Origin of the sequence: Streptosporangium sp. NPDC001681, assembly GCF_040298085.1 — a bacterium.
Classification (GTDB): domain Bacteria; phylum Actinomycetota; class Actinomycetes; order Streptosporangiales; family Streptosporangiaceae; genus Streptosporangium.
Map to the genome: position 1 here is coordinate 1 of NZ_JBEOZN010000115.1, position 13,241 is coordinate 13,241.

Sequence of the window (13,241 nt, forward strand, 5' to 3'; positions counted from 1 at the left end):
GCACCGTCTTCCATGGAAGACGGTGCGGAACACGACCAGTCGGGGCCGGGCACGGTTTCGGGCTCGGCAGGGCCGCGATTGTCCGCCACGTCGTGCTGCCGTCGGCGGCACCGCAGCTATCTCCACAGGGCTGCGGATCGCGGTGGGCATGGCCGTGCTCGCGCCGGCCCGGTGCCGGATTCGTCGCGGCGAAGGCCGGGCCGGGCTGTCCGGATGCGCCCGGGAGAGGAAGACGCGGTGGGCGACTGGATGGTCGAGTCGTCTTCAGCACGGGAGCAGCACACGGGCAGGGTCCTACGACAGCGTTAAAAATCCTGACAGGAGAGTGAGACATGTCCGCCGTAGCCGCTACGCCGCTACCGGCCTTCCTTTCTGGGCCCGCCAAACAACTGTTCATCGACGGTGCGTGGCGCCCCGCGGCCTCAGGCGCCACATTCACGTCGATCAACCCCTCGACCGGGCGGCCGATCGTCGAGGTGGCGGCGGGCGACGCGGCCGACATCGACGCCGCCGTCGCGGCCGCGCGACGCGCGTTCACCGGCCCCTGGAGCCGCTTCACGCCAGTGCAACGGCAGAACGTGCTGCTCAAGCTGGCCGACCTGCTGGAGCGCCACCAGCACGAGATCGGGCTGATCAACGTCGTTGACATGGGTGTGCCGGTTTCGAAGCAGCGGGGCGGCGCCGCCGTCGAGACGCTGCGCTACTTCGCGGGCTGGGCCACCAAGCTGCACGGCGAGACGATTCCGAACTCGTTCCCCGGCCGGTACTTCAGCTACACGGTGCGCGAGCCTATCGGTGTCGCGGGCGCGATCACCCCCTGGAACAGTCCGCTTCCCGCGACGATCTGGAAGATCGCACCCGCCCTCGCGACCGGCTGCACGATTGTGCTCAAGCCCGCCGAGGAGGCGTCACTGACGCCACTGCGGATCGGCGAGCTGATCGCCGAGCTCGACCTCCCGCCAGGGGTGGTCAACATCGTGACCGGATACGGCGAGACGGCCGGCGCCGCGTTGGCGGCGCACCCCGACGTTGACAAGATCGGGTTCACCGGCTCATCCGAGACCGGGCGCGCGATCCTTCGATCGTCGGCCGACAGCAACCTGAAGCGCATCTCGCTCGAGCTGGGCGGCAAGTCGCCCGACATCATCTTCGCCGACGCCGACCTGGGTGCCGCGATCCCGGCCGCGGCCGAGGCCGTGTTCGGCAACTCCGGGCAGATCTGCGTCGCGGGTACGCGGATCTTCGTCGAGCGCCCCGTGTACGACGAGGTTCTGGCGGGCGTCGCCCGCTATGCCGACGCGCTGGCCGTCGGCGACAGCCTCGACCCGACGACCGAGATCGGCCCACTGGTCTCCCAGGCCCAACTGGACAGGGTGTCGGGATATCTGGAGCTCGGTCGCGCCGAGGGCGCCGCCACTGTCGCAGGTGGCGCGCGGCTGACCGACGGCGCACTCGCCGATGGTTACTTCGTCGCGCCGACGGTGCTCGCCGACGTCCGCGACGACATGCGGGTTGTGCGCGAGGAGATCTTCGGGCCGGTCGCGTCGGTGCTGCCGTTCGACGACGTCGACGAGGTGGTCCAGCGGGCCAACAACACTTCCTACGGGCTGGCGGGCGGGCTGTGGACGCGCGACCTGGCCCGCGCACACACGGTCGCGCAGGCGCTGCAGACGGGGATGGTGTGGGTCAACGGCTACGGCGCGGTCGACCCCGCCGTGCCCTTCGGTGGTGCGAAGACCAGCGGCTGGGGCAACGAACTTTCCGGTGAGATCCTCCACGAATACCTGAACGTGAAGTCGATCTGGATCAACACAGGAGCGTGAAAGATGAAGATCAATATCGGCGCACTGCGCCTGACCAGCCCGGATTTCGAGGCCGACGGCAGACTCCCGGACTACGCGACGGCGAACGGCGAGGGGGTCTCGCCGCCGCTGAGCTGGTCGGACGCCCCTGCGGAGACGCGCTCGTTCGCGCTGGTCGCGACGGACCCCGACGCCCCGCTCATCGACGGGTTCGACCACTGGGCGGTCTACGACATCCCCGCCGACGTGAAGGAACTGCCCAAGGGGGGCGACCCGGAAACGGGCGTGCAGGGCGTCAACGGTCTCGGCAAGAACGGGTGGTGCCCGGCCAGCCCCCCGCCCGGGCATGGGCAGCACCGCTACTACTTCCACCTGTTCGCGTTGGACACGGTCCTGGGCCTGAAGCCAGGACTGACGAGGGCCCAGGTGCTCGCCGCGATCGACCCGCACGTTTTGGTGCAGGCCCGACTCGTCGGCACGTACGAGCGCTAGTTCGTGCGATCAGGTGACGCCGACGCCGCGTACCCGTGGCGGGTGCTGAGCATCACCTCTATCGGGGTGATGCTGGCCGCCCTGAACACGTCCACGATGGACGTCGCCCTGCCCGCGATCGCGCGGCACTTCGACGCGAGCCCGGCGCAGGCGAACTGGATCCTGCTGTCCTACCTGCTCGTCAACACCTCGTTGATCCTGGTTTTCGGCCGGGTCGCCGACATCCTTGGGCGGCGGCTGGTGTACCTGTGCGGGCTTGCCCTGTTCACCGTCGCGGGGTTGGCGTGCGGCTTCGCGCCCGATCCTGAATGGCTGGCGGCGTTGCGCGGGGTGCAGGCCGTGGGCGGTGCGGCGCTGGTCACGAACGTGACGGCGTTGCTCGCCGACGTGTTCCCGGTCGGGAAGCTCGCTACCGCGGTCGGGGTGAACGTCTCCGTGGTGTCGACGGCTCAGCTGCTGGGGCCGGTGACCGGGGGTGCGCTGGTAGAGGCCTTCGGTTGGCGGTCGGCGTTCTGGTTCAACGTCCCGATCGGCATCATCGGCCTGGTCAGCGCGGCCCTGGTACTGCGCCGGGTGCCACGCTCGGGCGCGCGGGAGCCGTTCGACGTGCCCGGTGCGCTGCTCTCCGCGCTGGCGCTGGTCGGGCTGGCGGTCGCGCTCTCGGAGGGCGGCAGCCGGGGCTGGGGGAGCCCGCCGGTCGTGGCGGGGGCGGCGGGGTTCGTCGTCTTCGCCGGGCTGTTCGTGCTGGTGGAGCGGCGTCGGCGGCATCCGCTGCTGGATCTGGGCCTGTTCGGCGACCGGCCGCGCGCGATGGCGCTCGCAGCCAACTTCCTCTCGTCGGTGGGCCGCTACGCGGTGGTCCTGCTCGTCGGGCTGTACCTGCAGGCCGCGGTCGGCATGTCGCCGTTCGAGGCGGGCCTGCACGTCATGCCGGCGGCGATCGGGCTCGCCACGGCGTCGGTGCTGGTGGGTTCGCTGGCGCGGCGCTGGGAAGCAGGGACGCTCGCGACGGGCGGGCTGATGCTGCTGGTGGCCGGGCTCGTGGCGTTGGCGCTGATCGTCGAGCCGGGGGTCGACGGTACGGCGTTGGGCGCCTGCCTCGTGGTCGTCGGGGTGGGCACGGGCCTGTTCATGGCGCCCAACACCAGCACGATCGTCGGGGGCGTGGCGACGACGCGGCGCGGCGTCGTGAACGGGCTGCGTGCGACCTTGCAGCAGAGCGGTTTCATGATCGGCGCCGCGCTGGGACCCGCGCTCGCGACAAGCCTGCTGACCGAACCGGAGCAGCGCGCCGCGTACGCGGGTACGTTCTCGTCGTTGCCGGGCGCGCGCCTCGACGCGCTCACGCACGGCTATCGGGTGGCCTTCTGGGTGCTGGCGGCGCTGTGCCTGCTGGCCGCTGCCGCGTCAGTGCTCGCAGCGGCTTATCGCCAAAGTTCAACATAACCGTTGACTGGGCGCACCGCCGCGGATAATCTCGCCTGTAATCCGGGTCTCACCTCGGCATTCCCCTTCCCGTGAGGCGGATACATCGTGATTACGCAGTCAGACGTCGCGATCCTCGACGCCACCCCCAAACGCCTGCTCATCGACGGCGAATGGGTTCCGGCGCTCGTGGAGAAGACCTTCGACACGGTGAATCCCTCCACTGGCGCGACGATCGCCTCGATCATCCCGTGGAACTCGCCGCTCGCGGCATCGGTGTGGAAGATCGCGCCCGCCGAGGAGGCGTCACTGGCGCCGCTGCGCCTCGGCGAGCTCCTTCGGGAGCTGGACCTGCCACCAGGCGTGGTCAACATCGTCACCGGCTACGGGGAGACCGCAGGCGCGGCGCCGGCCACGCACTCGGACGTCGACAAGATCGACTTCACCGGGTCGACCGCCACCGGCCAGGAGATCATCCGGGCGTCGGCGGTCAACACGAAGCGTGTCCACCTTGAGCTGAACGGGAAGTCGCCCGGACATCGGGCGGGCCCACCGTGTGATCTCCGCTTTACAAGCAGGAGTGGTGTGGGTTAACACCTACGGGGCCACCGACCCCTCCATGCCGTTCGGGGGTTCGAAGATGAGCGGATTCGGTAAGGAACTCTCGGGTCACGTCCTCGACGAGTATCGAGGCACGAAAGCAGTCTGGATCCGCATGGACGACGACTGATTCCTCGTTTCCCAGTAGCGCGCACCGAGGATGTCGCCACGGTGTCGCGAACCCTCCAGAAAGTTGGTTACTGCAATGAGGCATGTTCGAGTGCTTCTGGCGCTATTCGCCGGAACATTGTTGGTGGTGACCACCGCGTGTTCGTCGGCGCCGGAGTCCGCCGAGAAAGGCGCGCCCATCACGTTGAAAGTCGGCTCGCAGCCCACCATCTCGAGCGGGAACCTGTACGTCGCGATGGCGAAGGGTTATTTCGCCGACGAGGGGATCACGATCGAGATCGTCGAGGGCATGTCGACCGACGCCCAGACGCTCGTGGCGACCAAGCAGCTCGACGCGTATTTCGGCAGTCTCGCGGCGAGCTACTTCAACGGCGTGGCAAACGGGCTCGACGTGACCTTGGCCGGCGAGATCGGGCAGATCGCCGAGGACAAGCGCCCCAACATCGAGCTGCTTGTGCGCAAGGACGGGCCGATCAAGACGGTCGCCGACCTGCGCGGCAAGAAGATCTCCATACCGTCCGGGCCGGACTCGTCGACCGGCTGGATGGTCGACCTTCTGCTGCGGCAGGCCGGGCTCTCCCTCAACGACGTCGAGGTGCTGAAGCTCGGGCCCTCCGACGGCGTGGCCGCGCTGCTCAACGACTCGGTGGCGGCCACCATCAGCTATTACCCGCTGCTCGTGTCGCTGTTGGAGAAGGGCGACATCGTTGCGCTCGACGGTATGAGTGAGGCGTACTCGAACAGCGCGAACGCGTTCTCGATCGGCCCGAGCCTGACCATCGACAATCGGGACGCGGGTGTGCGGTTCCTGCGCGCGCTCTACCGTGCGGTCGACGACCTCAAGGGTGACTACCTGCAGGACCCGGAGATCAGCAAGATCATCTCCGACGCGACCCAGATCCCGATCGAGACGGTCAGGAAGAGTCCGTCGCCCGCCTACCACAAGAACCTGCCGCTCAACGCCAAGTCGCTCAACGCCCTGCAGGATTTCTTCCGCAGCCGCGGAGTCCTGAAATACCCGACGAACCTCTCGATCGAAGAGCTCAGCGACCAGGCGCTGATGGACGAGGCGGCTAAGTCGCTCACCCACTGACCAAATCGGCAATCAAGAGAAGGGATCGGCAATGACCACAGGAGACGGGACGTACCGCCTCGACTGGATGATCTCCGTCGACGACCACATTCTGGAACCGCCGGGCATCTGGCAGGACCGGGTACCCAGCAAGTACAAGGATGCCGCGCCCAAGGTCGTGGTCAAGGACGGCGACGAGTTCTGGCAGTACGAAGGCAAGCTGTTCCCGACGTCGGGGCTCTCGGCGGTGGCGGGCAAGAAGTACGAGGACATCACGCCGCACGCGCTGCGCTACGCCGACATGCGCCCCGGCTGTTATGACCCGGTGGAGCGGCTGAAGGACATGGATCAGGCCGGGGTCGTCGCGTCGATCAACTTTCCGAGTTTCCCTCGGTTCGCGGGCCAGACGTTCATGGAGGCCGACGACTCGGTGCTCGGCGAGTTGTGCATCAAGGCGTGGAACGACTGGCTGTTCGACGAGTGGTGCGCGGCGAATCCGGGCCGGTTCATCCCGGCCACGCTTATCCCGTTCTGGGACGTCGAGGCGTCGGTCCGAGAGGTCGAGCGTTGTGCGGCCCGCGGATCACGTGGGGTGATCTTCTCCGAGAACCCGGCGAAGCTGAGCTACAAGGGTGAGCGGATGAAGTCCATCCACTCCTCCGACGGGCATTGGGACCCGCTGTGGGCGGTGCTGCAGGAGACCGGCTTGCCGCTACTGATGCACTACGGGTCGTCGTCGAATATGACGAAGACGTCGGAGGACGCGCCCTATCTGGTCTCGTTGGCGTCCAACAGCTTCATCCTGCCGATCTCCACGACCCTCGACTGGATCTTCAGCGGCATCCTCGGCCGGTTCCCCGGGCTGAAGGTCTGCATGTCAGAGTCGCAGATCGGGTGGATCGCACCGACGCTGGAGCGGGCCGAGTACGTGCTCAAGGTCCAGGGCCACTGGAACAGGAAGTACCACCGCCAGGGCACCCTGGCCGACCATCAGCGTGGCGATGGCGGCCTTGTCGAACGCGACGAGCTGCTGTACCTGGACGATCGGTCCCCGACGCAGGTGTTCAAGGAGCAGATCTTCGCCTGCTTCTTCGAGGACTTCGTCGGCATGAAAGCGGTCAAGGAACTCGGTGCTGTCGACAACGTCATGATCGAGATGGACTACCCGCACACCGACTCGACGTGGCCGAACTCGTTGCCGCGCGCGCTGGAGCAGGTGGCAGGACTCAGCGACGAGGACAAGTGGAAGGTGTTGGCGGGCAATGCGATCCGCCTGCACAACTTCGAGCCCGCCTACCCGGAGTTCGTCGCCCGATGAGTGAGTGTCGGCGAGCGAATCATCAGCGCAGGGCGTGCGATGAGTGAGGAACTGCGGTTCGACGGCCGCGTCGCGATCGTCACCGGTGCGGGGCGTGGCATCGGCCGGGCCTATGCGCTGCTGCTCGCGCAGCGGGGCGCCGCGGTCGTGGTGAACGATCTCGGCGCGGCCGTGGACGGCACCGGACACGACGCGGGGCCCGCCGCCGACGTGGTTGCGGAGATCATCGCGGCGGGCGGGTCGGCGATCGCCGACACCAGCGACGTGTCGAACGCCGACGGCGTGCGGTCCCTCGTGGCCGCCGCCGTCGCCGCCTTCGGCAAGGTCGACGTGGTCGTGCACAACGCCGGCTTCAACATCGGTGAGTTCGACCCGGTCTTCGACGTGCACGTGCGTGCCGCATGGCTGCTGGCCGACGAGGTGTGGGCGGGAATGGTCGAGCGCGGATACGGGCGTATCGTGCTCACCACGTCGTCGGCGGGGCTCTACGGCGACGGCACCGGACCCGGACCGAACCCGAAGCAGGCCTACGCGACGGCGAAGGCGGCCGTGCTGGGCCTGACGAAGGCGCTCGCGGTGCGCGGGCGCCCGGCGAACATCGTGGTCAACGCGGTGTCGCCGTCGGCTTACACCCGGCTCGTCGGGCTCAACAAGGGCATCGTCAACACGCGGCCAGGTGCCCCGCTGCCCGACGCCGCGATCGCCTTCTCGAAGGCGAACTCGCGGCCCGAGCTGGTCGCGGCGGGCGCGTTGTTCATGATGCACGAGCGCTGCCCGGTCACCGGGCGGATCTTCAACGTCGGCGCCGGCCGCGTCGGCGAGGTGTTCGTCGGGGTAACCCGCGGGTTCGTCGCGACCGACGGGTTCACGCCCGAGGACGTGCTGGAGCACTTCACCGAGGTGGGCGACCGCAGCGAGTCGAACGTGCCCGAGGATATCGGGGCGCACGGGGTGTGGGTGCGGTCGGTGCTGAGCGGGGCGGGCGAACGCGCTGCGCACAACGCCACGGCCCTGCACCAGGCGCTGCTCGGCGCGCCCGCCGTCGCGCAGGCCCAGCGGGCGCTGCGGCAGACGACGATCGCTCTCGACGCCCGTGAGACCGAGCTGGTGATCCTGCGTCACGCCGCCGTTTCCGGCAACGACTACTGCTGGCGTGAGCACGTCGATCCGGCGAAGGCCGCGGGCCTGACCGACGCCGAGATCGCCGCACTCCGCACCGGTGACCTCACCGGGCTGGCCGAACGCGACGCCCAGCTCGCCGCGTTCGTCGAGGCCGCGGTGAGTGGCGACGGCACCACGAAGGCGAGGGCCGCACTGGAGACATGGCTCTCCCGCGAGCACGTCGTGAAGCTGGCGATGCTCGTGGGCTACTACTCGATGATCGGAGTGGCGCGGACGGCGCTCGGCGTCTCCTGACCACGATTCTCAAGGAAGAAAACATGTCTGAAAAGCTTACGTTGGGCGTGGTCGGAGACGTCACCGCATTTCATCGCGAGCCCGAGTCGGGTTACGCGTTCGTCGGGAGCTACCTGCAGGAGCTCGACATCGTGTTCGCGCAGAACGAGCGGCTCTACACGACGTCGGAGGACATCATCCCGGCGGTCGGCTGGACCGAGGTGACCCGGCCGGAGAACGTCGCCGGGCTCAAGCTCGGCAACTACGACGTGATCTCCTGCGCGAGCAACCACAGCGGCGACCTGGGCCCCGACATCCTGATGGAGACGATCGCGGCGTTGCGCGACAACGGATTCGCGGTGATCGGCGCGGGCGCGAACATCGCCGAGGCGCGCAAGCCCGCGTTCGTCGACCGCGGCGACACCCGCGTCGGGTTCCTCGCCTACTGCTCGCTGCTGCGACCGAACTACGAGGCCGGGCCGCAGCGGCCGGGTGCCGCCCCGATGCGGGCGCACACCCACTACCAGCAGGTCGACTACCAGCCCGGTACGAAGCCGAAGATCCTCACGTTCCCGGTCGCCGAGGACCTGTCGGCGATGGTCGCCGACATCCGGGCCGCCAAGGAGCAGTGCGACGTGCTGGCCGTCTCGTTCCACTGGGGCGTCCACCTCGTGAAGGGGGTGCTGCCCGACTACGAGCACGCGGTCGCGCGCGCCGCCATCGACGCGGGCGCCGACGTGATCATCGGGCACGGTCCGCACGTCATCAAGGCGATCGAGTTCTACAACGGCAAGCCGATCTTCCACAGCCTCGGCAACTTCTGCTTCGACCTGCCCAGCAAGCTGATCGAGGAGGCCAGGGCCCGCAACAAGGAGTTCGACGACCTCATCGGCAGCCATCAGGAGATAAACGAACCGACCGAGTACGACGAGTGGTACCACCCCTACTCCGTCTCGCCGGACCAGGTGCTATCGCTGATCGGGCAGGTCGAGATCGTCGACAAGCGCGTCGGGCGGGTGTCGTTCCGGCCGGTGGTCATCAACAAGCGGGCCCAGCCCGTCGTGCAAAAGCCCGACGACCCCGGCTTCACCCAGGTGCTCGACTACCTGACCGAGGTCACACAGAGCCAGGGCATCTCCACCAGCTACACCATCGAGGGCGACGAGGTGGTGTGCCGATGAACGTCCTCGTGACCGGCGGCGGGCTCGTCGGAGCCCAGGTGGCGCGGCTGATGCAGGAGTCCGGGCACACTCCGGTCGTGTTCGACCTCAACCCCGACCGCGCGTCGCTGGCCGACCACATCGACATCGCCGCCGCCGTCATCGTCCAGGGCGACCTGCTCGACCTGACCTCCGTCGAGAAGGCGGTGAAGGACAACGAGGTCCGCCGGATCGTGCACACCGCGGCGTTCCCGGGTCTCACCGCGGGCGCACTGGCGAACCCGATCGGCAACGTGCAGGTCAACGTGCTCGGCACCGCGCACGTGCTCGAGGCCGCACGGCGGCACGACGTGGAGCGCGTGGTGCTGTGCAGCTCCAGCGCCGCGTACAGCGTGATGGGCGGGAAGGACAACGGACAGGCCGACGCCGAGGACGCCTACCCGCGGCCGTCGTCGATCTACGCGATGTCGAAGAAGGCGGCCGAGGACCTGGGCATGGTGTACGCGAAGTCGTACGACATGGAGGTGATCGCCGTCCGGTTCGCCCGCGTGTTCGGGCCGTTGCGCCGGGGCGGGGGCGGGATGGCCACCGTGGAGATGGAGGGCTATCTGCGCGACGCGCTCGCCGGGAAGCCCGTCGAGGTGGAGCCGTCACGCCGGGAGTGGATCTACTGCAAGGACGCCGCGGGCTCGGCGCACCATGCCTGCTGGGCCGATCTCTCGGGATTCCCCGACCGGGTCTTCAACGTCGGCATCGGGGTGGCCGACAGCGGCGACGACCTCGCGGCGGCGCTGCGTTCCGCCGTGCCTGACGCCGCGGTGACCGTGCGCGCCACCGGCATGCCCGACACCGTGCCGATGAGCCCGCACCGTACTCGCACGGTGCTCGGGTTCACCCCGCGTTATCCACTGCCTGCGGCGTTCGCCGACTACCGGCAGTGGATCGAGTCAACCGCTTCCTGAGGAGTTCCCATGCCGACTTTTAACCCTACCGCCGAGGGCATCGCCATCGGCGGCGAGATCGTCGAGCCCACCGGCGACCAGGTCGTCGACCTCGTCGCGCCGTCGACCGAGCAGACCTACGCGACAGTGCGGCGCCCGTCGGTCACCGACGCCGATCGCGCCGCCGTGGCTGCGCGCGAGACCTTCGACAGCGGGGTCTGGTCGGGGCTGCCACTCGTCGAGCGGGTCGAAGTGCTGGACCGGGCGCTGAGCCACGTCGAGGAGTCGGTCGAGGAGATCGCGCGGCTGTGCGCGTTCGAGATCGGGGCACCGCTGCGCGTGACCCGCGCCAGCGTGCACGGCTCGCTGAAGGTCATCCGCGCCATGGGCGCCATGGCGTTGGAGACCTCGGACGTCGTGCCCGCGTCGCGCGGCTGGGACTACGAGGTGCAGTACGACCCGATCGGCGTCGCGCTGGAGATCGTGCCCTGGAACTCGCCCTTCACCGGCACCATGCGGCACGCGGCGCAGGCCCTGCTCGCAGGCTGCACCGTGATCGCGAAGCCACCGCCGGACACCCCGTTCTCGTCGCTGGTCTGGGCCCGTGCCCTGACCGCCGCCGGACTGCCGGCGGGCGCGTTCAACATCGTGCCCGCCGATGCCGCCGTCAGCGAACACCTTGTCACGCACCCCGCCGTCGACAAGATCGGGTTCGTGGGTGGCACCGGCATCGGACGCCGGGTCGCCGAGCTGGCCGGGCGCCACCTCAAACGCTACGTACTGGAGCTGGGCGGCAAGTCCGCCGCGGTCGTGCTCGACGACGCCGACCTCGACCTCGTCGCGGCGGCCGCCGCGAACAGCGTCTACTTCAACTCCGGGCAGATCTGCAGCGCGCTCAGCCGCATCATCGTGCCCCGCGAGCGGATCGGCGACGCGGTGGCGGCGTTGCAGAAAAAGGTCGACACCTTCGTCGTCGGCGATCCGTTCGACGACGCCACCACCATGGGGCCGATGGCATCGCGGGCGCACTACGAACGGGTGCGCACGGCCATTGGCGCCGCGGCGGCGGAGGGGGCGACGCTGGAGTACGGCGGCGACAGGCCACCCGGTCTGTCACACGGCTTCTATCTGCAGCCCACCCTGTTCAGCGGCACCAACGACATGGCGGTGGCACAGGAGGAGCTGTTCGGCCCGGTCGCGGTGCTCATCCCGCACGACGGTGACGACGACGCGCTGCGGCTGGCCAACGACTCGGTGTTCGGGCTGGGCGGCAGCGTGTTCTCCGCCGATACCGACCGGGCCCGCGCCGTCGCTGCTCGGATGCGCACCGGCAGCGTGACGATCAACGCCTGGGCCACCAACCAGCTCGGTCCGCGTGACCCGCACAAGGACTCCGGCTGGGGCACCTCCACCGGCATCGAGGGCTACCAGGCCTATCGGTCGACGCGAATCGTGAACCTACGGCCGGTGAACTGACCACAGGGGTCGTACCTCCACACGCCGAGCCGGTGACGGCGACGGTGATCGACTCGGCTGGAACGCGAGGCCAGGGGCCGAAGCAGGTCAGCTCGTCGAGCGGCGGCGTCGCATACGTGCTGACAGGATGCCCGGCTGGGTGACGCCGCCAAGATACTGTCCGTCCGTCACGGACTTCCTTGAAGATTCGTATGCAGAATGTGGTGCTTTCCCGCTGGGCGAGCGGTGAGACGGAGTGGGGCGGCTGGTGTACCACCGGATCGCCGTACGCGGCGGAGCCGCTCGCCCTGGAGGGGCGGGGACTTCGTCATCCTGGACGGCCCAGCACGGCCTCTTCGGATACGAGACATTACTCGCCGGCTGGGGGCATTAGCTGTGCCATCTCATGACATTGGTTCCTCGCTGTCAGGCTTGGCGGGCGCAGGACGCGAGGCGATCGGCGAGCGCGATGACGAGGTTGCGCAGTTCATCGGGGCGCTCGATGACGAACGGCCGGTCGAGTGAGGCGAGTGCCGGAGGCAACCAGTCGAGCCGCTCCGCCCGTAGCTCGACGCGCAGCCAGCGCTCGGGCGCCGGGTCCTTGCCTGCCGTGGGCTCGTGCTCCTCCAAGCTCGCGACGCTGGCGGGAAGGTGGGCACGGATCTGCTCAACCGTCCCGTGGATCCGCAAGGTCACCTCATGCCGGTACTCAGCCGTGGCGAACCCTGACAACACGCGCTGTGCCGGACCGGGACCCACGGGCGCCTCGAATGAGCCGGGCAGGGTCCTTGCGTCTGCGATGCGATCGAGCCGGAAGGTCCGGTCCTCACCGATCCCAGCGTCCGTGCCCGTGACGTACCACTGGCCCGAATGGGCGACGATTCCGTACGCGTGCAGCGTGCGTTCGCTGCGCCGGCCGTCGCGGTCGGTGTATCTGATCGAGACCGGTCGGCGGTGGCGCACCGCATCGGCAATGGTGAGCAGGATCCCAGCGTCCGGGGTGGCGAACTCACCAGGCTGATCCGTGAAGGCGAGAGATTCCAGGAGCGTGTCGAGCCGGCGGGCGACGCGCTTGGGCAGCACCCGCCGGATCTTGGCCGATGCCGTCTCGCTCGCCGTGTGACCCGCGGCCATCAACCCTGCTCGGCGGCCGGCGACCAAGCCGAGCAGCACGGCCAGCGCCTCGTCGTCACTGAGCATGAGCGGAGGCAAACGGTACCCGGGGGCAAGCCGGTACCCGCCGTAGCGTCCGCGCACCGACTCCACGGGCACGTCAAGGTCGATCAGCTGGTCTACATACCGCCGCACGGTGCGCCCATCAACGCCGAGCCTGTCGGCGAGTTCGGCCACCGTCCGAGTGCCGCCCGACTGCAGCAGCTCCAGGAGTGTCAGCACGCGGCCGGTGGGTCGAGGCATGTTCACAGCCTACGCAAATACAGGACCGATTCTGTC

At 68.6% G+C, this 13,241-nt stretch carries 12 protein-coding genes; 11 read left to right on the forward strand and 1 reads right to left on the reverse strand.

The annotated features are described in order from the left end of the window. Nucleotides 1–332 precede the first annotated feature (332 nt). The 11 genes from ABT130_RS36590 (at nucleotide 333) to ABT130_RS36640 (ending at nucleotide 11,810) form a co-directional block, all read left to right on the forward strand. Nucleotides 333–1,823 (forward strand): aldehyde dehydrogenase family protein, encoded by a 1,491-nt coding sequence (locus ABT130_RS36590; protein ID WP_350930090.1) that lies wholly within the window; start codon nucleotides 333–335, stop codon nucleotides 1,821–1,823. 3 nt (nucleotides 1,824–1,826) lie between these two features. After that, the gene (locus tag ABT130_RS36595; protein WP_350930089.1) at nucleotides 1,827–2,294 is read left to right on the forward strand and encodes a YbhB/YbcL family Raf kinase inhibitor-like protein; all 468 of its coding nucleotides are present in this window, start codon (nucleotides 1,827–1,829) and stop codon (nucleotides 2,292–2,294) included. 3 nt (nucleotides 2,295–2,297) lie between these two features. Then, a complete protein-coding gene (locus tag ABT130_RS36600) occupies nucleotides 2,298–3,740 on the forward strand; it encodes a DHA2 family efflux MFS transporter permease subunit (protein WP_350963455.1) in 1,443 nt (480 codons plus the stop codon). An 87-nt stretch (nucleotides 3,741–3,827) separates the two neighbouring features. Next, a complete protein-coding gene (locus tag ABT130_RS36605) occupies nucleotides 3,828–4,313 on the forward strand; it encodes an aldehyde dehydrogenase family protein (protein ID WP_350963458.1) in 486 nt (161 codons plus the stop codon). Continuing rightward, the gene (locus ABT130_RS36610) at nucleotides 4,303–4,449 is read left to right on the forward strand and encodes an aldehyde dehydrogenase family protein (RefSeq protein ID WP_350963461.1); all 147 of its coding nucleotides are present in this window, start codon (nucleotides 4,303–4,305) and stop codon (nucleotides 4,447–4,449) included. The genes ABT130_RS36605 and ABT130_RS36610 overlap by 11 nt, the downstream gene beginning before the upstream one ends. 126 nt (nucleotides 4,450–4,575) lie before the next feature. Beyond that, the gene (locus ABT130_RS36615; protein WP_350963463.1) at nucleotides 4,576–5,541 is read left to right on the forward strand and encodes an ABC transporter substrate-binding protein; all 966 of its coding nucleotides are present in this window, start codon (nucleotides 4,576–4,578) and stop codon (nucleotides 5,539–5,541) included. 31 nt (nucleotides 5,542–5,572) lie between these two features. Continuing rightward, nucleotides 5,573–6,838: an amidohydrolase family protein gene (locus ABT130_RS36620; RefSeq protein WP_350963466.1), complete on the forward strand. Its 1,266-nt coding sequence runs from the start codon at nucleotides 5,573–5,575 to the stop codon at nucleotides 6,836–6,838. Nucleotides 6,839–6,877: 39 nt separating this feature from the next. Next, nucleotides 6,878–8,254: an SDR family NAD(P)-dependent oxidoreductase gene (locus tag ABT130_RS36625; protein WP_350963469.1), complete on the forward strand. Its 1,377-nt coding sequence runs from the start codon at nucleotides 6,878–6,880 to the stop codon at nucleotides 8,252–8,254. A gap of 23 nt (nucleotides 8,255–8,277) precedes the next feature. Continuing rightward, nucleotides 8,278–9,414 (forward strand): CapA family protein, encoded by a 1,137-nt coding sequence (locus tag ABT130_RS36630; protein WP_350963473.1) that lies wholly within the window; start codon nucleotides 8,278–8,280, stop codon nucleotides 9,412–9,414. Continuing rightward, nucleotides 9,411–10,355, forward strand: coding sequence for an NAD-dependent epimerase/dehydratase family protein (locus ABT130_RS36635; RefSeq protein WP_350963476.1), 945 nt, complete (start codon nucleotides 9,411–9,413; stop codon nucleotides 10,353–10,355). Before ABT130_RS36630 ends, ABT130_RS36635 begins: the two co-directional genes overlap by 4 nt. 9 nt (nucleotides 10,356–10,364) lie before the next feature. Beyond that, entirely contained in the window at nucleotides 10,365–11,810 is a 1,446-nt protein-coding gene (locus ABT130_RS36640; protein WP_350963478.1) for an aldehyde dehydrogenase family protein, read from the forward strand. A gap of 405 nt (nucleotides 11,811–12,215) precedes the next feature. Here ABT130_RS36640 and ABT130_RS36645 read toward each other — a convergent pair whose 3' ends face one another. Then, on the reverse strand, nucleotides 12,216–13,205 hold the full coding sequence (locus ABT130_RS36645) for a helix-turn-helix transcriptional regulator (RefSeq protein WP_350963481.1): 990 nt from the start codon (nucleotides 13,203–13,205) through the stop codon (nucleotides 12,216–12,218). Between the last annotated feature and the right edge of the window lie 36 nt (nucleotides 13,206–13,241).

Bases quoted from the DNA above. Each gene is read 5' to 3' on its own strand.
- ABT130_RS36595 (WP_350930089.1), top strand. From the start codon at position 1,827: ATGAAGATCAATATCGGCGCACTGCGCCTGACCAGCCCGGATTTCGAG.
- ABT130_RS36645 (WP_350963481.1), bottom strand. From the start codon at position 13,205: ATGCCTCGACCCACCGGCCGCGTGCTGACACTCCTGGAGCTGCTGCAG.
- ABT130_RS36635 (WP_350963476.1), top strand. From the start codon at position 9,411: ATGAACGTCCTCGTGACCGGCGGCGGGCTCGTCGGAGCCCAGGTGGCG.
- ABT130_RS36620 (WP_350963466.1), top strand. From the start codon at position 5,573: ATGACCACAGGAGACGGGACGTACCGCCTCGACTGGATGATCTCCGTC.
- ABT130_RS36630 (WP_350963473.1), top strand. From the start codon at position 8,278: ATGTCTGAAAAGCTTACGTTGGGCGTGGTCGGAGACGTCACCGCATTT.
- ABT130_RS36590 (WP_350930090.1), top strand. From the start codon at position 333: ATGTCCGCCGTAGCCGCTACGCCGCTACCGGCCTTCCTTTCTGGGCCC.
- ABT130_RS36625 (WP_350963469.1), top strand. From the start codon at position 6,878: ATGAGTGAGGAACTGCGGTTCGACGGCCGCGTCGCGATCGTCACCGGT.
- ABT130_RS36640 (WP_350963478.1), top strand. From the start codon at position 10,365: ATGCCGACTTTTAACCCTACCGCCGAGGGCATCGCCATCGGCGGCGAG.